This window comes from Streptomyces sp. NPDC001880 (assembly GCF_053594575.1).
Map to the genome: position 1 here is coordinate 36,433 of NZ_JBSFET010000036.1, position 21,687 is coordinate 58,119.

Annotated in this window: 15 protein-coding genes and 3 pseudogenes; 14 read left to right on the forward strand and 4 right to left on the reverse strand. The window is 70.8% G+C overall.

What is annotated here, in order from left to right; genetic code table 11:
* The first annotated feature begins 280 nt into the window (after positions 1 to 280).
* The 5 genes and pseudogenes from ACWCQ6_RS20490 to ACWCQ6_RS20510 all read left to right on the forward strand — a co-directional run bounded on the left by ACWCQ6_RS20490 (position 281) and on the right by ACWCQ6_RS20510 (position 4,579).
* Positions 281 to 587, forward strand: a pseudogene (locus tag ACWCQ6_RS20490) (pore-forming ESAT-6 family protein).
* A 94-nt stretch (positions 588 to 681) separates the two neighbouring features.
* Positions 682 to 1,107: a DUF6507 family protein gene (locus ACWCQ6_RS20495; RefSeq protein ID WP_451091101.1), complete on the forward strand. Its 426-nt coding sequence runs from the start codon at positions 682 to 684 to the stop codon at positions 1,105 to 1,107.
* On the forward strand, positions 1,104 to 3,695 hold the full coding sequence (locus tag ACWCQ6_RS20500; protein WP_451091103.1) for a YwqJ-related putative deaminase: 2,592 nt from the start codon (positions 1,104 to 1,106) through the stop codon (positions 3,693 to 3,695). The genes ACWCQ6_RS20495 and ACWCQ6_RS20500 overlap by 4 nt, the downstream gene beginning before the upstream one ends.
* 28 nt (positions 3,696 to 3,723) lie before the next feature.
* Positions 3,724 to 4,200: an SUKH-3 domain-containing protein gene (locus tag ACWCQ6_RS20505; protein ID WP_451091105.1), complete on the forward strand. Its 477-nt coding sequence runs from the start codon at positions 3,724 to 3,726 to the stop codon at positions 4,198 to 4,200.
* Positions 4,193 to 4,579, forward strand: a complete 387-nt coding sequence (locus tag ACWCQ6_RS20510; RefSeq protein WP_451091107.1) for a YwqJ-related putative deaminase — start codon at positions 4,193 to 4,195, stop codon at positions 4,577 to 4,579. Before ACWCQ6_RS20505 ends, ACWCQ6_RS20510 begins: the two co-directional genes overlap by 8 nt.
* Before the next feature lie 193 nt (positions 4,580 to 4,772).
* Here ACWCQ6_RS20510 and ACWCQ6_RS20515 read toward each other — a convergent pair.
* A pseudogene (locus tag ACWCQ6_RS20515) lies at positions 4,773 to 4,928 on the reverse strand (sugar phosphate isomerase/epimerase); the annotation flags it as partial.
* Between the two features lie 604 nt (positions 4,929 to 5,532).
* Between ACWCQ6_RS20515 and ACWCQ6_RS20520 the strand changes: the two are divergent.
* From ACWCQ6_RS20520 to ACWCQ6_RS20535, 4 genes and pseudogenes are all read left to right on the forward strand, one after another.
* A pseudogene (locus ACWCQ6_RS20520) lies at positions 5,533 to 5,709 on the forward strand (IS256 family transposase); the annotation flags it as partial.
* Between the two features lie 413 nt (positions 5,710 to 6,122).
* Positions 6,123 to 6,974 (forward strand): immunity 49 family protein, encoded by an 852-nt coding sequence (locus ACWCQ6_RS20525; RefSeq protein ID WP_451091109.1) that lies wholly within the window; start codon positions 6,123 to 6,125, stop codon positions 6,972 to 6,974.
* Positions 6,975 to 6,981: 7 nt separating this feature from the next.
* Positions 6,982 to 7,122 (forward strand): hypothetical protein, encoded by a 141-nt coding sequence (locus tag ACWCQ6_RS20530; protein ID WP_451091111.1) that lies wholly within the window; start codon positions 6,982 to 6,984, stop codon positions 7,120 to 7,122.
* A 60-nt stretch (positions 7,123 to 7,182) separates the two neighbouring features.
* A complete protein-coding gene (locus tag ACWCQ6_RS20535) occupies positions 7,183 to 8,001 on the forward strand; it encodes an immunity 49 family protein (RefSeq protein ID WP_451091113.1) in 819 nt (272 codons plus the stop codon).
* Positions 8,002 to 8,349: 348 nt separating this feature from the next.
* On the opposite strand, the gene ACWCQ6_RS20540 is transcribed toward ACWCQ6_RS20535, so the two are convergent.
* Genes ACWCQ6_RS20540 through ACWCQ6_RS20550 form a run of 3 tightly spaced genes read right to left on the reverse strand, consistent with a single transcriptional unit; the run spans position 8,350 to position 11,515 of the window.
* On the reverse strand, positions 8,350 to 9,177 hold the full coding sequence (locus tag ACWCQ6_RS20540; protein WP_451091115.1) for a sugar phosphate isomerase/epimerase family protein: 828 nt from the start codon (positions 9,175 to 9,177) through the stop codon (positions 8,350 to 8,352).
* Positions 9,174 to 10,325, reverse strand: coding sequence for a dihydrodipicolinate synthase family protein (locus ACWCQ6_RS20545; protein WP_451091117.1), 1,152 nt, complete (start codon positions 10,323 to 10,325; stop codon positions 9,174 to 9,176). The genes ACWCQ6_RS20540 and ACWCQ6_RS20545 overlap by 4 nt, the downstream gene beginning before the upstream one ends.
* Before the next feature lie 38 nt (positions 10,326 to 10,363).
* Positions 10,364 to 11,515, reverse strand: a complete 1,152-nt coding sequence (locus ACWCQ6_RS20550) for a Gfo/Idh/MocA family protein (protein WP_451091119.1) — start codon at positions 11,513 to 11,515, stop codon at positions 10,364 to 10,366.
* 109 nt (positions 11,516 to 11,624) lie between these two features.
* On the opposite strand from ACWCQ6_RS20550, the gene ACWCQ6_RS20555 reads away from it, so the two are divergent.
* The 5 genes from ACWCQ6_RS20555 to ACWCQ6_RS20575 all read left to right on the forward strand — a co-directional run bounded on the left by ACWCQ6_RS20555 (position 11,625) and on the right by ACWCQ6_RS20575 (position 21,675).
* Complete coding sequence (locus ACWCQ6_RS20555; protein WP_451091121.1) at positions 11,625 to 12,689, forward strand: LacI family DNA-binding transcriptional regulator; 1,065 nt, start codon at positions 11,625 to 11,627, stop codon at positions 12,687 to 12,689.
* Between the two features lie 240 nt (positions 12,690 to 12,929).
* Positions 12,930 to 15,968: a type 2 lanthipeptide synthetase LanM family protein gene (locus ACWCQ6_RS20560; RefSeq protein ID WP_451091123.1), complete on the forward strand. Its 3,039-nt coding sequence runs from the start codon at positions 12,930 to 12,932 to the stop codon at positions 15,966 to 15,968.
* A 240-nt stretch (positions 15,969 to 16,208) separates the two neighbouring features.
* Positions 16,209 to 16,394: a hypothetical protein gene (locus tag ACWCQ6_RS20565; protein WP_451091125.1), complete on the forward strand. Its 186-nt coding sequence runs from the start codon at positions 16,209 to 16,211 to the stop codon at positions 16,392 to 16,394.
* Positions 16,395 to 16,464: 70 nt separating this feature from the next.
* On the forward strand, positions 16,465 to 19,383 hold the full coding sequence (locus ACWCQ6_RS20570) for a helix-turn-helix transcriptional regulator (protein WP_451091127.1): 2,919 nt from the start codon (positions 16,465 to 16,467) through the stop codon (positions 19,381 to 19,383).
* Positions 19,384 to 19,800: 417 nt separating this feature from the next.
* Positions 19,801 to 21,675, forward strand: coding sequence for a BTAD domain-containing putative transcriptional regulator (locus ACWCQ6_RS20575; protein ID WP_451091129.1), 1,875 nt, complete (start codon positions 19,801 to 19,803; stop codon positions 21,673 to 21,675).
* The last annotated feature ends 12 nt before the right edge of the window (positions 21,676 to 21,687 follow it).

Below are 21,687 nucleotides of genomic sequence, written 5' to 3' on the forward strand. Positions count from 1 at the left end.
TTCGGCGTACCGGGACACCGGCCCGGCCGGCCCACTTCAACGTGACCTTGCTCGCGTCGAGTTGGCGCCGGAGGTCCAGGTGCTTGTTGATGAAGGCGGCACGCGCCCGATACACCGAACGCGAGGCACAGTCACGCACGCGTGAGAACGCCCTCGCACAGGAAAGGTAGTTCGGGTATGTACAGAATCAGGCACCCTGGCTCCGGCTGCGGCTCTGTCGGACGCCACTCGCAGCGCGATGCCCCTTGATTGCATCGGCAACGCAGAGTTGATAAAGGTGATGGCACATACGTTCGCGAGACATGGCGGGGGACTGCACGAAGTTCGGCGTAGGGGCGCAGGTCCTCTCCAGGCGGTGATCGCGCGGCTGGAGGAAGTGATCGCGGCGCGCAGGTGAAGGCGGCGATGGCGGACTTCGTGGCCGACGGGGTGGCGGATGAGTGCCACGGCAAGGCACTGCGGTGGAACCGTTTCGTCGCAGGAGATCAAGCACATCATCCGACTGTTGAAGACGACGCTGGAGAAGAACGACGGGACGGCTCAGCACACGACCACGCGCGAGGGTCGCGGTCGGCAACATCGGCTGAGGCGCTCCTCCCCGCATCAGGAAGAACGATTCTGCGGGGCATGGGTCGTGGATACGTGGTTGTGCCAAAACAGTTCGGCAGAGGGGGCTTTCGCATGGTGGCGTGGGACATCAGACCGCAGGGGGTGCAGGGCCAGTTGAAGGTCACCGGTACGCATGCCGGTGACTTGGAGAAGGCCCTGACCGCACTGATGGCGACCATGTCGGAGGCTGCGCAGGCGGCGGGCACGGCCGTGCCCGGCCCGCAGGCTGCAACGCCTCTGCAGGGCCCGGTGGCACCGGGGAGTGCGCCGTTGACACAAAAGGCGATGGGGCCGGTGGCCGCGGCGCTGGGCGAGTACCTCAGCGAGCGCCAGAAGGACTTCAAGGCGATGGCCGAGCGCATCGAGGCGGCCGTCCTGGGAGCGGTCGAAGCCACGAACGCGTACTGCGAGGGCGACCTGGATGCCGCCAAGCACGCGCAGGACGCGGCGAAGGCCGTACGCCTGGATCTCCTCAAGGACACCGGGGGACACAGGTGAGCGACAACGCTCCGGTCGACCCGGTCGGGATACCGGTCTTCACCGGTGACCTGGCCCTGCTCGACACGAAGGTGACCGCGCTGTCGGGCAGCGGCGCCGATATCGCGACGGCCGCCGGTGACGTCCACACCAGCTTCGGCGGACTGAGCGCCTTCTACAAAGCACCCGAGGCGGAGCAACTGTTCGCCACGACCAAGCCGGTGGCGGATACCGGGCTCTCCCTGAGCTCCGACCTGTGCGTCATCGCCGGTGCGCTGGGCACCTACTCGGACGACGCCTACCCGCTGGTCGAGAAGCTCAAGGAACTCAAGCGGGACGCGGTCGCCTTCCGCGTCAAGGTCGACGGCGACGACAAGTGGCGCGAGGACGGCGATCTGGTCGAGGAGAACAACCATCGCCGCAACGAGATAGCCGAGGTCTGGGCCGCCTTCCAGGAGGTGGAACGCGCCTGCCACGCCAAGATCGTCGCCTTGGTCGGAGGCAAGGCGCTCAAGACGAACGACGGCTCCGGCAAGGAGGGCATGTACGGCTATGACGCCGAAGCCCTCAAGCAGGCGAAGAGCCTGCCGTGGGGAGACGCGGTCGAGGAGTCGACTCCCTGGTGGCAGGTGTGGGAGCACGCCTACGACTTCGGCAAGGGCTTCGTCGTCGACGGCGTCTGGGGCACCATCAAGGGACTGGGCACCCTGGTCGGCGTCGACGGCTGGGACGCCGCGAAGCAGGCATGGACCGGCCTGGCCAAACTCGCCACCGGAGTGGCGATCGCCATCATCCCAGGTGTGAACGCCGCCTTCTGGGCACTCCCCGACGACAAACTCCCTTCCTGGATAAGGGACTCGCGCACCGCGATGAAGGAGACCGGAAAGGCGCTGGTGGCCTGGGACCAGTGGGGCAGCAACCCCTCCCGCGCCGCCGGAGCGGTCACCTTCAACGTCCTGACCACCGTCTTCACCGGCGGCACCGGCGGCGCGGTAGCAGGCGCGGGCAAGGCCGGCATGGCGGCCAAGGCACTGTCCTTCGCGGGCAAGGCCGGCCGGATCGTCGACCCCATGACCTACGTCTTCAAGGGCGCGGGCGCGGGACTGTCGAAGATCGGCGACGTGATGGCGGGGCTCAAGGGCATGGGCCGCGTCGAGTTCCCACCACTCCCCGACAACGTCATCACCTTGCCCGAGGGCACGGTCAGACTCCCCGACGGCACGATCAACCTCCCCCAGGGCGCGACGCTCCCGGACGGAGCAATCACACTCCCCAACAGCACAATCAAACTCCCCGACGGAGCTGTGGCACTGCCGGAAGGCACAATCAAGTCACCCTTCGACGAGGGCGCGCCGTACATGGACCGCGACGGCAACCTCTACAACGAGGACGGCAGCATCGCCCAACACGTCGACCAGTCGGGGAAAAACCCTCGCGTGGAGACCCCGGCCCCGGTGCGCGAACCGGCCCTGGTCGGCGCGGGCATCCACGCGGGCGAGAACGCAGGCCACGTCATCCGCAACGGCGACAGGCTCGGCAACGATCTCGGCGACATCGGCCGGGCAGGGGACGACGTCCCGGGCGGCGGACCCGCCGGAAACGCGGGAAACCATCAGCCGGGCAGCGGAGCCAACCACATGCCCGGCGGCGGTGTCGGCGACAACATGCCCAGCAACAGCCTGGACAACAGCGCGCCCAGCCACAACTTGGGCGACAACATGCCCGCCAGTCACACCGAGACACCGGGCACAGCCACCGCCGCCGGCCACGGCCCGACCGCCGGACATGAACCGCCCGCCCATCGCGCCGGTGGACGTGACGACGGGCCCAGCGGACCGCACGACCCGACGCCCGCTCACCTCAACGACTACACGCCGAACAGCCATGCCGACGGCGGGCTGCCGCATGACGACGGCGCCCGTCATCCTGATGGCGAGCACAGCTCCGACGGTTCGAATCACCACAACGGCGACGGCCCAGACGGCCAGCCGCAAGGCACGCCTGTGGACCCTCAGCCCAACTGGCACGGCCAGAGCGCGGACCAGATGCGTCACTACCGACGCCCAGCCCTGGATGTTTCACACCTGCCTCTGCAGGATCAGCTTTCTGTTCTGGAACGCGAATCAGCTGCCCTCGCCGACGACGCCCTTGACGCTACGCCCGGAGCGGCGCACCCCGGCCAGAACCAGCTCAACTCTGGATGTGCAGGAAGTTTCTTGCACGACAACGTGATCGCCACGCACAGTAGCACCACGAAAATGCATGGGCAGAAGCTACCGAAAACTCATCAGGTCCTCGATGGGATCCTGAAGGATGTCGGCGACAAGCTTGATGCTGCCGGAATGAAGAAGGGGTTGGGTCATGGAAAATGCGCCGAGGTGTCCCTGATCAGCGACCGCCTGCACGAGCTGGACCCGACAGGATCATCAATCCGCACAATTGATGACGCAAAGAAGGCACTTGAAGGGGGCGTGATGCACACACGCCAAATCGGGAACGTCTATGATCGCGTCACTGGCGAGCTCGAACGGTCGCATGGCGACTTCCTCGCCCCGTGTTACACATGCAGGCATGTACTGCCCCAGTTAGGCATTCACGTACACTCGTAATGCCCCAGCTCGCAGAAAGGAACGAATGATGAGCTCCGAAGACTTGACACCTGAAGTGCGCGACTGGCTGACCGCAAACGGCTGGTCTCCAGGACGTGATATCGGAGGCCATGCCGAAGAGCTCATTCAAGTTCGGGTACAGGATGCCCAGCGGCAAGGAGTTGTTCTGACTCCGGTACCCGCCGCAGTACACCTCCTCCACACGTACGGCTTGCTGCGCCTTAACCACCCCAGGATTCCGGAAATGGCCTGGGTCATGAAGCCGACGATCGGATACGAAGGCGACGCGGCGGCCATCAAGGAACTGGCTTCCGGGCTCGGAACGGAACTCTTCCCCATCGGCTACGAATCTTCCGAGTACGGGATTCTTCTGGCTGACGAGAAAAGTCGCATCTTTCACCTCCACCACACTGGAGGGTATTACTTGGGCGAGAACGCGTCAGACGCATTTTCCAGGTTCCTGGGCGGCGTATCCGACCCAGATGCGGAGGATTTCTTTGTCTGAGCATTTTCCCGCCGTAGCCTCCTCCCTGCTGATCGGCGGAAAGATTTTCAGCCACACCAGCTTGACCGGAAAAGGACCCCTCAGACTCCACCCGGCCATCCGGTCGTTCATCGACATACTGCCGTCCGACGTACGCAAGTCCTTCACCGGACGCTGCGCCGAATCAGCCCTCCTGTCCGACCAGCTATGGGCGCTCGACTCTGCACGAAGCGATGGCCGCACGACAACTCTCGGCGAAGCGGCGCCCCACTTCACTGAATCAGCCATCATCTCCAAGATGATTCGTGGCCACGGGCACCCCGATCACGGCAAAGTCACCGGACCGTGCGGTGTCTGCCAACTACTACTTCAGAAGTTGGGCGTGCGTGTGATCTCCTGAAGCTGCAACGCCACGTCCCCACAGCTCCTGACCACACCTTCCGATGCCCGGATACCGCGCGATCTCACGGGCTGCGCTCAGCCTGCCGTGTACGCGACAGACGCCGCTCGGCGCGCGCTCTGTCTCCCACCCCTCGGCTCGGAGACCTCCTCGGAGGACCGGCCTGTTTTCGACAGGCCGACTTCCGTGAAGCAACCCAGGCGCCGTCGCGGGCCCAGAGGGCCTCGTTGAAGATCTCCACCTCGATCGGGCCGTCAAAGCCCATTGCCTCAACCAGCGTGCGGCACGCGCGGAAGTCAACGGCCCCATCGCCCAGTTGGCCCTGTCCGACCAGGACGCCCGCCGGAACACCACGCCCAGCCCACCGAAGCGCTTGCGGGATCGGGCCGTCGGCAGCCGAAGGGCTGCCCCGCCTCCACGGTGAACGGGCCCAGCATGAGCGCCCGGCCTGCCCATATAGCAGCCCGCCGCTCACCAGCTGCGATGTACCAGGAGCAGCGTCGCGTTCGACTTTGCGAACGAGACGTGAACGACCGAAAGTGAGTGGCAGACGGGCCACTCAAAAACGGTTACCGCCGACGAATGGGCAAATCGTCCAAGTATGAACAGAATTGGACACCCAGATTCCTACTCCGAACCTCACACGGGCCGCTTGCGGCGCAAGGCCCTTTGATTGCGCCGGCAACGTAGAGTCGGAGTGTCTTATCAACGGCGGATCTGATGATCAAGGAGATGCGTCTGGTGACGGAGACCGCCGTGGAGAACGAGCAGGCCGAGCAGGTGGTTCAGCACCGTCGAGTGCCGTGTCAGGCGAGCAGCTCGTTGCGATGCTCGTTGACCGGGCCCGGAAAGAGGGACTGCAGCTGACCGGCGAGGGCGGGCTGTTGCAACAGTTGACCAAGCGGGTGCTGGAGTCCGCCCTGGAAGGCGAGATCACCGACCACGTCGGCTACGTCCGCGCCCGTGGACACTTCCCCAACGAGGCCGCCGCCCTCAAGTGCATCTACATGGCGCTGATGAGCCTGGACCCGACGGGGAAGGGCCGCAAGAGGTGGACCATGCGCTGGAAGGCACCACTCAACGCCTTCCAGATCGCCTTCGAGGGCTGCCTGACCCCGAGCAACAACTGACCACTCAACAACCACGATCAGTCGTTAAATTGACACACCCCATGAGATCACCGACCTCCCTGAGACGGCCACGGTTCGAAGAGGTTCGACCAGCTCTGGCGTGACAAGAACGGCAACCTCGTCATCTTGAGGCGAAGAGCCCCGACGGGACGCTGGAGTGGCGCCGTGGTAACGGTCGGCTCGACCGCGACTTCATGGTGAAGCAGGGATCCCTCGAGCACGTCCGCACGATCATTGCCGATATGAAGGATCGCGTCATGACTTCACCGGGGGGAGGCCAAGTACATCACCGAGCTCGAGAACGCCATCAAGGACAAGACGCTGCGCTACGTCCTCGTCCAGGCCGCTGAAAACACCGGTAAGTGTGCTGGGGCCGAGCTCAGGCACTTCAAACTCCTCTAAGGAGAAATGCGTTGGCCTCGATCATCCCCCGTCCCCCCGTTCCCACGAGCAGGGCGGAAGAGGGCATCGCCTTTCTCCAGGGGAACGCACAGGAGCTGATCGACGGGCTGGAGGCGGACTCCACCGATCTGGGTGATGCTCAGCACATCACACTCACGTTGGCCAATTCGCGCTGCCTGCTCGACCCGAGGGCATCGATCTTCCCCACGTGGGATGCCTGGGTGAACGCGATGCAGGTGAGTTCCGCCGTGTTCGCCGCCGCGACCACGACCGAGGAGCAGGTGCAGTGCCGCATCGCGCACAAGGACCGGACGCTCAAGGCCACCGGACCGGAGTGGTATGTGACTCCGGGCACCTGGCTCGCTGCCTTCCACCTGGCGGTGGTGTGCCGCGAGAAGGACAGGATCACGGCCCTGTGCCAGGTGCCCATGTCCCTGCTGCGGGAGAACGGGTCGCGCTTCGAGGAGTACCACTACGCCTGGATCGACACCCTCCAGACCTACTGGCTCGGCGGCCCTGAGCTCGTGCCGAAACTGGTGGCCGCAGTCGACGGCACCGACCCGGAGGCCGTCGCAGACCCTCAGATGGTCGGCAAGCTGATGTACCCGCCGATGGAGATGTTCCACCGCTTCATCCGCAAGGACAACGAGGGCTTCAACCGTGCGCTCGCTGCCGCCCTCGAATGGCACAAGGAGTACTGGAGCGAGGAGAGCCGGGCACTCCAAGCCTCGGGCTTCGTCGCGCTCGCGCCGCTGGCCATGGCCTGCTTCGCCCACGATGCGGGCATCCCCATCGAAGTCGAGTCCGAGTACCTGCCCGCCACCCTCCTGGGACGCAACTGGTGCGGCGAATTCCCCACGTAAGGCACGCATGACCGCCGTCGTTCCCCGCCACACGTTCCGTACGGACAACGCGGCCGAGGCCATGGCGCCGATCGTCGCGTCAGCCCAGGACGCCGTCGAGGGCAAGGGTGCGTACGCCGGCGCGGTCCTCGAATACTTCAAGATCTGAATCTGACAAGGGAGATCAGTGGTTACGAGCGTGTCCCGCCAGAGCTATCCAGTGGCTGAGATGGAGGCAGTCGTCCCCGTCATGAAGAAGTCCCTGGCCAATTCGCTGCAGACCATCGAAACCTCGCATCGCGCCAGGAGCGGGGCGCTGACCACGTCCCTGAACGTGGCGCGCATCCGCTGTGTCGGGGACCCGGACGCGGTGATGCTGGAGACCTGGGAATCCTGGCTGCTGACCATGCAGGTGCACTCGGCGGTCTTCGCCGCCACGTTCACCGACCAGGAGACCGTGACCTGCAAGATCCGCCAGGAGGAGCGGCAACTCGATTCCACGGGACCGCAGTTCTATCTCAACGCGGGGACCTGGCTCAACGCCTTCTTCCTGGCGCTGATCTGCCGGGAGACGGCCCGCCTCGACATGCTGGCCCAGGTGCCGGCGTCGTTGCTGCGTGACTGCGGCGGTGTGCTGGACGAGTACGTCTACGCCTGGGTGGAGACCCTCCGGAGCTTCTGGCTGCGGCGTGACGATGTCAGCCAGCACCTGGTGCGGGCCGTGGACCTGAGCGCTCCCGAGGGCACCCACGTACTCGACGCCGAGACCATGGGCAAGCTGGAGTACCCGCCGATCATGATGTTCTACCGCTACCTGCGCAACGACGCGGCAGGCTTCAACGAGGCCCTGAACGACGCTCTTCGCTGGCACAAGGAGTACTGGACGGCCGACGAGGACCGCACGCAGAACATCGAAGGGGCCGTGGCCATCGCCCCACTGGCAATGGCCTGCCTGGCGAAGGCCAACGGCATTCCGATCGAGGTCGAGTCCGGCTATCTGCCGAGCGCCTTGCTCGACTTCGCCTGGCGCGGCGAGTTCGACGCGTAGCAATCGAGGTCAAGTGCGAGTACCTGCCCGTGGCTCTTCTGAAGCGCGACTGGGCGGGTGAGTTCGGTACCTGAGCCTCGCCCTCGGCCAGCGCGGAACGTCGCCGTCAACTGCGGCTCAACGGGGGGACCCCAGTAAAGAACATGACCGACGCATCTGCGCCCAGGGGCGCGGAATGGGGCCCGGTCGAATGACCGGGCCCCTCGCTTTCCCACCTTCGGGGCTTCCCGATCCTCCAGGTCCCTCCCCGGAAGCGCCCGACGGCACGTACGGTCCGGGCGGGGGCGGAAGGGTTGTACGGGGTCGCGTGGCTTGACGATCTCTCTGCCTTGGCGGCAAAGCGCCCTGTCAGCAGGCGTGTTCGGCGTACCGGGCCGCCACTTCCGCGAGGACTTCCGCGCCGTCGCGGGCCCAGAGGTCCTCGTTGAAGATCTCCACCTCGACCGGGCCGTCGAAGCCGGTGGCCTCGACCAGGGCGCGGAAGGCGCGGAAGTCCACTGATCCGTCGCCGAGTTGGCCGCGGCCCACCAGGACGCCGGCCGGGAGTGGGGTGATCCAGTCGGCCAGCTGGAAGGAGTGGATGCGGCCGCCCGCGCCCGCGCGGGCGATGTGTGCGGGCGCCTGGTCGTCCCACCAGATGTGGTACGTGTCGACGACCACCCCTACCCGGTCGGCGGGGAAGCGCTCCGCGATGTCCAGGGCCTGGGAGAGCGTGGAGACGACGCAGCGGTCCGAGGCGAACATCGGGTGCAGCGGTTCGATGGCGAGGCGTACGCCGCGTTCGGCCGCGTACGGAGCCAGTTCGCCCAGGGCGTCCGCGACGCGTTCGCGGGCGCCGTGCAGGTCCTTGCTGCCCTCGGGGAGGCCGCCGGATACCAGGACCAGGGTGTCGGTGAACAGGGCCGCGGCCTCGTCGATCGCGGCGCGGTTGTCGTCCAGGGCACGGGCCCGTTCCGCCGGGTCCGGCGCGGTGAAGAAGCCGCCGCGGCACAGGCTGGTGACGGACAGTCCGGAGTCGGCGAGCAGCCGGGCGGTGCGCTCGATGCCGTACGACTGGACGGGGGCCCGCCACAGGCCGACCTTGTCGATGCCCGCCTTGACGCAGCCCTCGGCCAGTTCGGGCAGCGACCACTGCTTGATGGTCTCCTGGTTGACGGAGAGACGGCCGTCGCTCATCGGGTGCCTCCGATACCGCCGTTGACCGCGAGGACAGCGCGCATACGGGATTCGGCCAGTTCCGGGTCGGGGAACAGGCCCAGGCGGTCGGCGAGTTCGTACGCCTTCGCCAGATGCGGCAGCGAGCGGGCGGACTGCAGGCCGCCGACCATGGTGAAGTGCTCCTGGTGGCCGGCCAGCCAGGCGAGGAACACCACGCCCGTCTTGTAGAAGCGGGTGGGCGCCCGGAAGAGGTGCCGGGACAGCTCGACCGTGGGGTCGAGGAGGTCACGGAATCCCTGGGTGTCGCCGGTGTCGAGGACCCGTACCGCGTGTGCGGCCAGCGGGCCCAGCGGGTCGAAGATGCCGAGCAGGGCGTGGCTGAAGCCCCGGTCGTCGCCCGCGATCAGCTCGGGGTAGTGGAAGTCGTCGCCGGTGTAGCAGCGCACCCCGCCCGGGAGGCGGCGGCGGACGTCGATCTCGCGCTCGGCGTCCAGGAGCGAGATCTTGATGCCGTCGACCTTGTCCGGGTGTTCCGCGATGACCTCGAGGAACGTGTCGGTGGCGGTGTCGAGGTCGAAGGAGCCCCAGTAGCCGTCCAGTGCGGGGTCGAACATCGGGCCCAGCCAGTGCAGGACGACCGGTTCGGCTGCCTGGCGCAACAGGTGGGCGTAGGTCTCCAGGTAGTCCTCGGGGCCGTTCGCCGCCGCGGCGAGCGCGCGGGAGGCCATCAGGATGGCCTGGGCGCCGCTCTCCTCCACGAGCGCGAGCTGCTCCTCGTACGCGGAGCGCACCTCGGCGAGGCCGGCGGGGCCGGTGAGCTGGTCGGTGCCGACGCCGCAGGCGATGCGGCCGCCGACCGCCCTGGCCTCGGCGGCGGAGCGGCGGATCAGTTCGGCGGCGCCGGCCCAGTCCAGGCCCATGCCGCGCTGGGCGGTGTCCATCGCCTCGGCGACGCCCAGGCCGTGCGACCAGAGGTGGCGGCGGAAGGCGAGGGTGGCGTCCCAGTCAACGGCGGCCGGGGAGTCGGGGCTGGTGTCGGCGTACGGGTCGGCGACGACATGGGCGGCGGAGAAGACGGTGCGCGAGGCGAGCGGGCTGCCGCCGGGGGCCAGGTCGAGCGGGGTGGTGCGGGGTTCGTACGGACCCTGCGGGAGGTGGATGGTCACTCAGATCAGCTCCGGTGTGCCGTGCTCGGGACGGTTCTTCACAGCGACAGCTCCGGTACGTCGAGGCGGCGGCCCTCGGCGTGGGACTTCAGGCCCAGCTCGGCGAGCTGCACGCCACGGGCGCCGGCCATCAGGTCCCAGGTGTAGGGCTCGTCGAGGACGATGTGGCGCAGGAAGAGCTCCCACTGGGCCTTGAAGCCGTTGTCGAAGACCGTGTTGTCGGGGACTTCCTGCCACTGGTCGCGGAACGACTCGGTGACCGGGAGGTCGGGGTTCCAGACCGGCTTGGGGGTGGCCGAGCGGTGCTGGACGCGGCAGTTGCGCAGGCCCGCGACGGCGGAGCCGTGGGTCCCGTCGACCTGGAACTCGACGAGCTCGTCGCGGTTGACGCGGACCGTCCAGGAGGAGTTGATCTGCGCGACCGCGCCGCTCTCCAGCTGGAAGATGCCGTACGCGGCGTCGTCGGCGGTGGCGGCGTACGGCTTGCCCTGCTCGTCCCAGCGCTGCGGGATGTGTGTCCGGACGTGCGCCTGGACGGTGGAGACCCGGCCGAACAGCTCGTGGAGCACGTACTCCCAGTGCGGGAACATGTCGACGACGATGCCGCCGCCGTCCTCCGCGCGGTAGTTCCACGACGGGCGCTGGGCCTCCTGCCAGTCGCCCTCGAAGACCCAGTAGCCGAACTCGCCGCGCACGGAGAGGATCTCGCCGAAGAAGCCGCCGTCGATGAGGCGCTTCAGCTTCAGCAGGCCCGGCAGGAAGATCTTGTCCTGGACGACGCCGTGCTTGATGCCGGCCTCGCCGGCCAGCCTGGCCAGCTCCAGGGCGCCCTCGACGTCCGTGGCGGTGGGCTTCTCGGTGTAGATGTGCTTGCCCGCGGCGATCGCCTTCTTGATCGCCTCGACGCGGGCCGAGGTGACCTGGGCGTCGAAGTAGATGTCGATCGTGTCGTCGGCGAGGACCGCGTCGAGGTCGGTCGACCATTCGGTCAGGCCGTGCTTCGCGGCGAGCTCCTCCAGCGCGTGGGCGCGGCGGCCGACCAGCACGGGCTCGGGCCACAGCACGTCCCCGTCGCCGAGGTCGAGGCCGCCCTGCTCGCGGATCGCGAGGATCGAACGCACCAGGTGCTGCCGGTATCCCATGCGACCCGTGACGCCGTTCATGGCGATGCGCACTGTCCTGCGTGTCACGAAACTTCCTCCATGCAGCCTCAGCAAGCGCTTTCTATCCGAGATAACGCTAGCCTGCCGACAGCGGCCCGGACAAGAGGGCCCGGCCCAAAACCCTCGGAGGAAAGCGATGACGGTCACCCTGGCGGATGTGGCGGCTCGCGCCCGGGTGTCGCCGGCCACCGTCTCCCGCGTGCTCAACGGCAACTACCCGGTGGCCGCGTCCACCCGCGAACGGGTGCTGCGTGCGGTGGACGACCTGGACTATGTGCTCAACGGGCCGGCGAGTTCGCTCGCGGCGGCCACGTCCGACCTGGTCGGCATCCTGGTCAACGACATCGCGGACCCGTTCTTCGGGATCATGGCGGGCGCGGCGCAGACCGAGATCGGCGGCCCCGGGGACGGTTCGGGCCGCGCGGGCGGCGAGAAGCTGGCCGTCGTCTGCAACACCGGCGGCTCCCCCGAGCGCGAGCTCACCTATCTCACCCTGCTCCAGCGCCAGCGCGCCGCGGCCGTCGTGCTGACCGGCGGCGCCGTGGAGGACCCGGCGCACCAGGCCGCGGTCTCCGCCAAGCTGGCCAAGCTCGCGGACGCGGGCACCCGGGTGGTGCTGTGCGGTCGGCCCCCGCTGCCGGACGGCGAGGCGGTGGTGGCCGCGCTCGCCTTCGACAACCGGGGCGGCGGGCGCCGACTCACCGAGCACCTGCTCTCGCTCGGCCACCGGCGCATCGGCTATGTCGCGGGCCCGCCGGAGCGGACGACGACCCGCCACCGGCTGGAGGGCCACCGCGAGGCGATGCGGGCGGCGGGGCTCGTCGGCGACGAGGAGCGCCTCACCGTCCACGGACCGTACGACCGCCGCTCCGGCTACGACGCCACGCTCGAACTCCTGCGCCGCGAACCGGAGGTGACGGCGGTCGTCGCCGCCAACGACACGGTGGCGCTGGGCGCGAGCGCGGCGGTCCGGGACCGCGGTCTGCGCATCCCCGAGGACATCTCGGTGGCGGGCTTCGACGATCTGCCGTTCTCGGTGGACGCGGTCCCGGCGCTGACGACCGTACGGCTGCCGCTCTTCGAGGCGGGGGCGCGGGCGGGCCGCCTCGCGATGGGCAAGGAGACGCCGCCGCCCGGGGGCATCGCGACGATCGCGGCGGAGCTGATGGTGCGGGGGTCGACGGCACCGCCGCGGGCGTGAGCCGCGACCTGTGCCCCCGGCCCCGGTTCCGGCCCCGCTCCAGCCCCGGTTCCGGCCCCCGGCCTGGGGCGCTACGGGCCCGCTCTGGTTCCCGTTCGAGGGCGCGCCGGGGTCCGCTCCGGTTCCCGATCGGGTCACGGGCAGAAAGATGGGGGCGTTGCCCCCATGTCCCGCGAACGCATCGCCGGAAGTATGGGGCGTGGCGGACCGGCGGTGCCGGCGCCGGACCGAGGAGGTGCGATGGCGGAGATTCATGCGGGCGGCGGCGAACGGCTGGGCGTCTCTTCCGCGTCACGTCCGGCCGCGGCAGCGGGTTCCTCCGCCGATGCGGTCGGTCTGCTGGAGGCCGAGCGGCCGGCGGCGGACGGGGCCTCCTGGGCCGGTGGTTCGTGGTGGCGGCCGGCGCTGACCGGTGACACGCTGCCCGAACACGTCCCGGACTGGGCCGCGTTCGTCCAGGACGCGGTCTCCGCCGCGCCCGAGCAGGCGGTGATCGGCGACCGCGAGGACCTTTCGGGGCTCCGTGGATTCGAACGCGTCCTCGCCCCGTTCACCGCCTGCGCGGCACGGCGGATGCAGGACGGGCTGCCGAGGCTGCTGAACCGGTGCGTCGATCTGGACTCCGTACGCGAGGACTTCGAGCGCCACCTGTCCCGGCGGCTCGCGCGGCTCGCCGCCCGGACCCTGGTCCTGGAGCTGCACACGGCCCGGCGGAACGGGCGCCTGGCCGGGCACGGTCCCGAGGACCGGTTCACCGACTTCCTGCGCAGGACCGGCGCCCGGTCCGGACTGACCGCGCTCTGCACCACATACCCCGTACTGGCCCGGATCCTGGCACGTGCCGCGCTCGACGCCGCCGCCGCGCTGGCCGAGATGCTGGTCCGGTTCGCCGCGGACCGGCCGGTGCTGCCGGGCGTTCGCACCTCCCTGGGCGAAGAGGCCCGGAACGGCCGGCTGACGGCGGTCGAGCCCGGTGCCGGGGACGGCCACCGGGGCGGGCGGACCGTGATGCTGCTCCGGTTCGAGGACGGTGCCCGTCTGGTCTACAAGCCGCGTCCGCTCGCCGCGCACCGGCACTTCAACGAACTGGTCCAGTGGTTCAACGCGCTGCCCGGCACCCCCGGACTCCGTACGCTCGCCGTGCTGGACCGGGGCCCGTACGGCTGGGTGGAGTTCGTCGCGGAACGGCCCTGCCGCTCGGCCCGTCAGGTCGATGCCTTCTACCGGCGCCAGGGCGCGCTGCTGGCCCTGCTGCACACGCTGGACGGCACCGACCTGCACCACGAGAACCTGATCGCGGACGGGGAGTACCCGGTACTCGTCGATGTCGAGACGCTGTTCCACCCGCCGCTGCCCACCGCGGATTCGGACGATCCGGCAGCCCGCGCCCTGCACGACTCGGTGCACCGGGTGGGGCTGCTGCCGCAGCTGCTCGTCGGGGACGAGTCGGCGCTCGACATGTCCGGGATCGGCGGTGGGCAGGCGGCCGATTCCCCGGTGCGCAGGGTCGACTGGGCCGACGCGGGGACCGACCGGATGCGGCTGGTGCGGCGGACGGCCCGGATCGGCGGGTCGGCGAACCGGCCCCGGCTGACCGGCACGCCCGCCGATCCGTCCGCCTTCACCCGCGCTCTGTGCGCCGGATTCCGCGCCGGATACACCGCGATCAAGGAGGCCCGCACCGAACTCCTGTGCACCGGAGGGCTGCTGGACCGGTTCGCGCACGACGAGGTGCGGGTGGTGGCGCGGCCCACCTGGATCTACGCGTCGCTCCTGGACGAGTCCACGCACCCGGACCTGATGAAGGACGCCGCCGAGCGGCACGAGGTGCTCGCGCTGCTCGGCACCGACACCCTGGGATCCGCCGCGCTGCCCGGCCTCCTGGACGAGGAGATCGCCCAGCTCTGGTCGGGCGACGTGCCCCTGTTCACCGCCCTTCCCGAACGCACCGACCTGTGGAGCGGTACCGGCCGGCTGCTGGCCGGCACGCTCGCCCGGACGGGGCTGTCCCTGGTCCGGGCGAAGCTGGCGGCCATGGACACGGTGGACCGCCAGGACCAGGAACGGATCATCCGCGCCGCGATGGTGACCACCTCGCGCGAGCCCGCCCACGAGTCCCGGCCCGGCCCGCGCCGGGTCCGTACGGCCGCGACCGCGCCGGAGCCGGAGCAACTGCTCGCGGCGGCCCGGTCGGTCGGCGACGAGCTGGTGTCCCAGGCCTACTCCGGGCCCACCCGGCTGAACTGGATCGGCCTGGAGCTGCTCGACGAGCGCTACTGGCGGCTGGGACCGATGGCCGCCGACCTGGCGGGCGGCTACACCGGTGCGGCGTGCTTCCTCGCCCAGCTCGCCGCGCTCACCGGTGCGGACCGGTACGCCGCGGCTGCCCGGGACGCGCTGGCACCGCTCGCCGGGCTGCTGGACGCGCTGCACGCGCGCCCGGACGATCTGGGCCCGGTGGGCTCGGGTGCGTTCGCCGGGCTCGGCGGGATCGCGTACGCGCTGACCCAGGTCGCGGACACCCTGGACGACCCGCACCTCGGCCGACTGGTGGTGCCCGCACTGCGGTTGACCGGTGCGGCGGCCGTCGCCGAGAGCGAGTACGGGGTGCGCGGGGGCACGGCCGGCGGTCTGGTCGGTCTGCTCGCCGGGTACCGGGCCACCGGACGGGCCGATGTGTGGCGGGCGGCGGAACGCTGCGCCGGGCTGCTGCGCACGGCACCGCTGCCGGGCGCACCGGGGTTCGCCGACGGGTCCGCCGGGATCGGCTGGGCGCTGCTGCGCTTCGCCGAGGCGGGCGGCGGCGAGCCGTACCGCGCCTCGGGGCTCGCCGCGCTGCGGGCCGCGACCGACGCCGTGGGCTGCGACATCTCCTGGTGCCGGGGCCGGACGGGCGTGGCGCTTGCCGTTCTGGACAGCCCGGCGGCGCAGGCCGACGCGCTGCTGTCCGCCTGGGCGCGCGAGGCGGCGGCAGACATCGCGGGGGCCGAACCGCCGCCGGACGACAGTCTGTGCCACGGCGAACTCGGCGTCCTCGAACTGCTGCGCCGCGGCGAGCCGTCGATGGCCCGCGCCCGCTGGGTGGAGCGGGCCGGGGCGCTGCTCGCGGCGGCCGACCGGGTCGAGCCGCGCTGCGGAACGCCCGGCCAGGCGCCGCATCCGGGGCTGCTCACCGGGCTCGCCGGGATCGGGCACGGGCTGCTGCGGGCCGGATTCCCCGACCGGGTGCCGTCGGTGCTGCTGCTCGCCGGCCCCAGGACGCCGGTCATGCCCGGCTGAGCCCGCCCCCGGCCGAGCGCGCCCCCTGCGCCCCGCACCACTCACGTACCACCCGCACCACAGCACCGCACCCCGCACCACTCACGTACCACCCGCACCGCACCCCGCACCACTCACGTACCACCCGCACCGCACCCCGCACCACAGCGCCGTACCCCGCACCACTTGCACACCACCGCGTCGTACACGTCCCATCGCATCGCTCACGCAACGACAACCTCCCACGAGAAGAGGCAGACCATGCAGACCACCGACGCTTCCGCCTTCCGCGCCCACGAGTTCGACGATGTCGCCGACGAGCACCCCGCCGGCCGGATCGCTCTGGGTGCGGGCGGCAGACTCGGCTTGCGCAGCAGAATCCTCGGCGCCATGGACAGCAACCCCGACACCTCGGACCTGCCGTGGACCACCATGACCTGGAACTGAGTCAGTTCCGTCTCGTATCAAGCGATTTGACGCCCTGACCGGTGGGTAGCGGATCAAGTAGCCTGCGTCCATGCGTGCCACTTCGTCGGTGATTGTCGGGCGTGTCGCTGAGACCGGCCTGCTGAGCGACGCCCTGGACACCGCCTCGCGGCGTTCGGGGCGTGCGGTCTTCTTCGTCGGTGACGCGGGCATCGGCAAATCCCGGCTGGCCGGTGAGTGCGCCTACCGGGCGTACGAGCGGGGTATGCCGGTGCTGCGCGGCAGGGCCACGTCGACCGGGCTCGTGGTGCCGTTCCGCCCGCTGATCGAGGCGCTGTCCTCACGGTTCCGGGCGGCCGGGACGCCCACCGACCCGGAGCTCGACCCGTACCGCCCGGCGCTGGCCCGGCTGGTGCCGGAGTGGCGCCAGGGCTCCTCCCCCGGCTATCCGGAGACGGTGGTCGAGCTGGCCGAGGCGCTGCTGCGGCTGCTGTCGGTGCTCGGCCAGGAGCACGGCTGCGTGATCCTGCTGGAGGACCTGCACGACTCCGACACCGAGACGATCGCGGTGGTGGAGTACGTCATCGACAACGTGGCGGACCTGCCGGTGCTGCTGCTGGGGACGCTGCGCCCGGAGCCCGGTGTCGCGCTCGACCTGGTGCGCTCGGCGGAACGGCGGCAGGTCGCCACCGTGCGCGAGCTGGCACCGCTCAGTGACGCGGACGTGCGGGAGATGACCGCCTCGTGTCTGGAGGCCGCCCCGGACGAGGTGCCGCAGGCCACCCACGAACGGCTGGCCGGCCGGGCGGGCGGCAACCCGTACCTGGTCGAGGTGCTGCTCGCCGACCTGCTCGACTCCGGACAGCTGCGCCGGGCCGGCGACCGGTGGGAGGAGCACGCCAACCCGGACGCGTCGGTGCCCACCGGGGTGGTGCGCAGCTGGTCGCGGCGGCTGGACCGGTTCGACGAACCGGTGCGCGAGCTGCTCCTGTGCGCGGCCACGCTGGGCAGCCGGTTCTCGGTCACCGTGCTCCAGACCGTCACCGGCTTCGACGACCGTACGCTCTTCAGTCATCTGCGCTCCGCCGTGGAGGCGAACATCATCGCCCCCGACGGGGCGGACCCCGACCGCTACACCTTCCGGCACGCGCTGACCGCCGAGGCGCTGGTGGCCTCGCTGGCACCGGCGGAACGGGCCGCGACGGCCCGCCGTGCGGCGCTTTCCTTGGCCGCGGCCGGGCATGAACTCGGTGACGAACAGCGGCAGTTGATGGCGACGCTGCAACTGGCCGGGGGCGACCGGCACGGCGCCGCCCGCCAGTTCGCCGGCGTCGGCCGCCGGATGCTGGCCGCGGGCGCGTCCGGTTCCGCCGTCATCCTGCTGGAACGGGCCCGCTCGCTCGCCCACGAAAGCGATCTGCGGGACATCACGGAGTCGCTCGCCGTCGCCCATGCCGAGGCCGGTGAGCTCGACACGGCCCTGGCGCTGACCGCGGAGCTTCCTCCGGTACCGCCGCGCTCCGACGCCTCCGAGCAGCGCGGCGAGACGCACATCCGGATCGCCTGGGCGGCCGTGATGGCGGAACGGGTGGACGAGGCGGCCGGGCAGATCCGGACCGCGCGGAGCATGCTCGGCACGGCCGTCCGCCCCGAGCTGGCGGCGGCGCTCGACGTGGTGGACGGTCATCTGGCCCTGCTGCCCGGTCATACGGACCACGGGCAGCAGGAGAGCGCACAGGACGCCGCGCGCCGGGCCGCCGCCGTCGCGGAGGAGCGCAGCCTTCCCGTGGTCGCCTGCCAGGCCTGGCAGTTGCTGGCACTGCTCTCCCGGGAGCGGGGCTTCGACGAGGCCGACGCGTGCCTGGAGCGGATGCTCGCGGTCTCCGAGCAGCACGCACTGCCGGTGTGGCGGGTGGAGGCGCTGGTCCGGCTCGGCGCCAACACGTTCATGCGCACCGGTGACCCGGCCCGGCTGGAGACGGCCCGGACCGCCGCCCAGTCGCTGGGCGCGCTGGTGCCGACGCAGACCGTGGACGGGCTGCTCGCCATGAACGCGGTGATGCGGGGCGAGTGGGACGGGGCGCACGAGATCATCGAGCGGTCGGTGGCCGCCAGCGCACGGGTCCGCAATCTGGGGGCGCACCGCTATCTGCTGCTGGCCTCGGCAACGCTCGCCGCGCACCGGGGCCGAAGACGGGACCTGGACCGGGCCATGGCCCGGTTCCGTCGGGCGGGCGGCGAGGAGTCCTTGCTCGTCCCGTTGCAACTGGGTCTCTGCCGTGCGTTCGCGGCGCTGCTGGAGGAGGACCGCGAGGGCGCGCTGGCCGACCTGGACGCCTCACTGGCCTGGGAGCTCGAACACCCCAGTTTCTTCTATCTGAGCGGGCGTTACGGTCTGCGTCCGCTGCTGCGGACACTCGACGGCCGGGGCGGCCGGGCGGAGCTCGAAGCGATCCTGGAGAGCCCCGGCGCGGACCTGGCCTGGAACCAGTTGTTCCTGCGACTGGCCGACGGCGTACTGCACGGCCGTGCGGGCGACGCGGACCGGGCCGCCCGCACGGTCGGGGCAGCCGTCGGTGACGCCGCCGCCTTCCCGCTCGCCCGCCATCTGGGACTGCGGCTGGTCGCCGGCGCGGCCCTCGCCGAGGGGTGGGGCGAGCCGGTGGCCTGGCTGCGGGCGTCGGAGGAGTACTTCTACGGGGCGGGCATTCAGCCGGTCGCCGCCGCGTGCCGGGCGGCGCTGCGGCAGGCGGGGGCCAGCGTCGGGCAGCACCGGGGCGGCTGGGACCGCATCCCGGCGCCGCTGCGGACGAGCGGGGTGACGCCGCGCGAGTACGAGGTCTTCGTGCTGCTGGCGGAGCGGCCGGGCAACCAGCAGATCGCCCGGCGGCTGTCCATATCGCCGCGCACGGTGGAGAAGCACATGGCGAGCCTGCTGAACAAGACGGGGCGCGCGGACCGCGCGGCACTCTGCGAGTTCTCCGCCGAGTGCGCGGCCGATCGCGACTGACGCGGGGCCGGGTGCGGCAGTTGGGGCCGAGCACGGCGGTGCGGGGCCGAGCACGGCGGTTGGACGCCGGGCCCGGTGGCGGGCAGCCGAATACGGCCGTGGGGGCCGGGGACGAGGTGAGCGCCGGGGACAGCGGTTGGAGGCCGGACACGGCGGTGGCAGCCGAATGCGACAGTCGGGCCGGGTGCGGCAGTTGGGGCCGGCCCGCGGTGTCTCCCCCGGCCTGCGGCGTCTGTCCCGGGTACGGATGACGGGTACCCGGGCCCAACATGGGGGCGCGGGGCGGATTTGGTCGGGTGCCGGTACGGAACATGCGGGTCCGGCACCGATGTGGGGGCCGCTGCCCTCGGCGGACCATCCAGGGGTGTGACCGGCAGCCCGCCGCCCCCCGTCCCCCGGTTCTTCGGAGGCCCGTCCATGACCCGACTCCCCACCCGCGCACCGTCGACCGGTGCGCTGAGCCTCTCGGTCCTCGGCCCGCTCTCCGGGCAGCTGGACGGGCGACCGCTGCTCCTCGGTCCGCGCAAGCAGCGGCTGGTCCTGGCCATGCTGCTCAGCCGGCCCAACACACCGGTGCAGGTGGACGTGCTCACCGACGCGGTGTGGCCGGACGCGCCGCCCCGTACGGCACGCAAGAACCTCCAGGTGTACATCAGTTCCGCCCGGACGCTGCTCGGCGCACGGTGTCCCGAGGGGCCGGACGGCGGTGGCGGGGAACGGCTGGTGCACTCCTGCGGCGGCTATCTGCTGCGGGTCGGCGAGGACGAGCTGGACTCCCTGCGCTTCCGGTCACTGGCCGCGGCCGGCCGCCGGGCCGCCGACGACGGCGATCAGCGCGCCGCCGCCGGTCTGCTGCGCCGGGCGCTGGACCTGTGGCAGGGGCCGCCGCTGCACGATCTGCGCGACTCGCCGGAGGTGGCCGCGGAGGCGGAGCGGCTGGAGGCCCGGTGTCTGACCGTGCACGAGGACTGGGCCGAGACGGAGATCGCACTCGGGCGGGCGCCCGCCGTGGTGGACGGGCTGCGGGACCTCGCCGAACGGCATCCGTCGCGCGAACGCATCCGGGCGGCGTGGATGGACGCCCTGCACCGGACCGGCCGCCGGGCCGAGGCGCTCGCCGTGTACGACGACTACCGCCAGCTGCTGGCACGGGAACTGGGGCTGGAGCCGGGGGCGGCCATCGCCGCCCGGCACCGCGCGATGCTGACCGGCAGGGACGCCGCGGACCGGCCGAGGAACGCGGCTCCGACGCGCCGGGCCCCCGCGCTGCGGGCCGTGCTGCCCGCCGACGTACCCGATTTCACCGGCCGGGGCGAGCAACTGCGGGAACTGCTGGACGTCCTGGGCACGGAGAGCGGCCGGGTGGTGGCGGTCACCGGTGCCGCCGGGACCGGGAAGACGGCACTCGCGGTGCGGGCCGCCCATCTGCTGGCGGACCGGTTCCCGGACGGCCGGATCCACATCCGGGTCCGTGACGAACAGGGGGCGGTGCGCCCCGCCGCGGTGCTCGTCGGCGAGCTGGCCCGGCTGACCGGCGGTCCGGATCCGGCTGAGCCGATGACGGACGCGGAGCACTGGCGGCACTGGCTGGCCGCGCACCGCGCGCTGGTCGTGCTCGACGACGTACCGGACGAGGCGGCGGTGCGGGCCCTGCTGCCGGGAACCGGGGGCAGTTCGTTCGTCCTGACCGCGCGCGGGCAGCTGGCCGGGCTCGCACCGGTGCACCGGATCGCGCTGCCGCCGCTGGCCCCGGCCGAGGCGCTGGCGCTGCTGGGCCGGCTGATCGGGCCGGGGCGGGTGGGGCTGGACCGGGCCGCCGCGCTGCGCATAGCCGACGCCTGCGGGCTGCTTCCGCTGGCGGTGCGGGTGAGCGGGATGCGGCTGGCGGTGCTGCGCCATCTGCCGCTGGCCGAGTACGCGGAACGGCTGGCCGATCCGGTCGGGGCGCTGGACGAGTTGGTGGCCGGTGACATCTCGGTGCGCGCCCGGCTGGCCTCCGGCTGGCAGGATCTGTCGCCCGGGAGCGGGCAGGCGCTGGCCCTGCTGGCCCGCACGGTCCGGGAGGGGCCGTTCACCCTGCCGGAGGCGATGGCGGCGCTCGGCTGCGGTGAACGGCAGGCGCTGCGGGCGGTGGAGTCACTGATCGACGCCGGGGCGGTGTCCTCCCCCAGCGGTGAGGTCACCGCGCACTGCGTGCTGTACGAACTGCCGCGCCTGATGGGCCTGTACGCACGCGAGCACAACGCCGTCCCGGAGCCGGTTCCGGAGCCGGCGGGGGCCTACCACCCGTAACCCCGGGGCCCC

What these genes read in the sequence shown, in the direction of transcription:
- ACWCQ6_RS20495 (WP_451091101.1), top strand. Translation starts at nt 682, where the DNA reads ATGGTGGCGTGGGACATCAGACCGCAGGGGGTGCAGGGCCAGTTGAAG.
- ACWCQ6_RS20505 (WP_451091105.1), top strand. Translation starts at nt 3,724, where the DNA reads ATGAGCTCCGAAGACTTGACACCTGAAGTGCGCGACTGGCTGACCGCA.
- ACWCQ6_RS20530 (WP_451091111.1), top strand. Translation starts at nt 6,982, where the DNA reads ATGACCGCCGTCGTTCCCCGCCACACGTTCCGTACGGACAACGCGGCC.
- ACWCQ6_RS20535 (WP_451091113.1), top strand. Translation starts at nt 7,183, where the DNA reads ATGGAGGCAGTCGTCCCCGTCATGAAGAAGTCCCTGGCCAATTCGCTG.
- ACWCQ6_RS20540 (WP_451091115.1), bottom strand. Translation starts at nt 9,177, where the DNA reads ATGAGCGACGGCCGTCTCTCCGTCAACCAGGAGACCATCAAGCAGTGG.
- ACWCQ6_RS20555 (WP_451091121.1), top strand. Translation starts at nt 11,625, where the DNA reads ATGACGGTCACCCTGGCGGATGTGGCGGCTCGCGCCCGGGTGTCGCCG.
- ACWCQ6_RS20560 (WP_451091123.1), top strand. Translation starts at nt 12,930, where the DNA reads ATGGCGGAGATTCATGCGGGCGGCGGCGAACGGCTGGGCGTCTCTTCC.
- ACWCQ6_RS20565 (WP_451091125.1), top strand. Translation starts at nt 16,209, where the DNA reads ATGCAGACCACCGACGCTTCCGCCTTCCGCGCCCACGAGTTCGACGAT.
- ACWCQ6_RS20570 (WP_451091127.1), top strand. Translation starts at nt 16,465, where the DNA reads ATGCGTGCCACTTCGTCGGTGATTGTCGGGCGTGTCGCTGAGACCGGC.
- ACWCQ6_RS20575 (WP_451091129.1), top strand. Translation starts at nt 19,801, where the DNA reads ATGACCCGACTCCCCACCCGCGCACCGTCGACCGGTGCGCTGAGCCTC.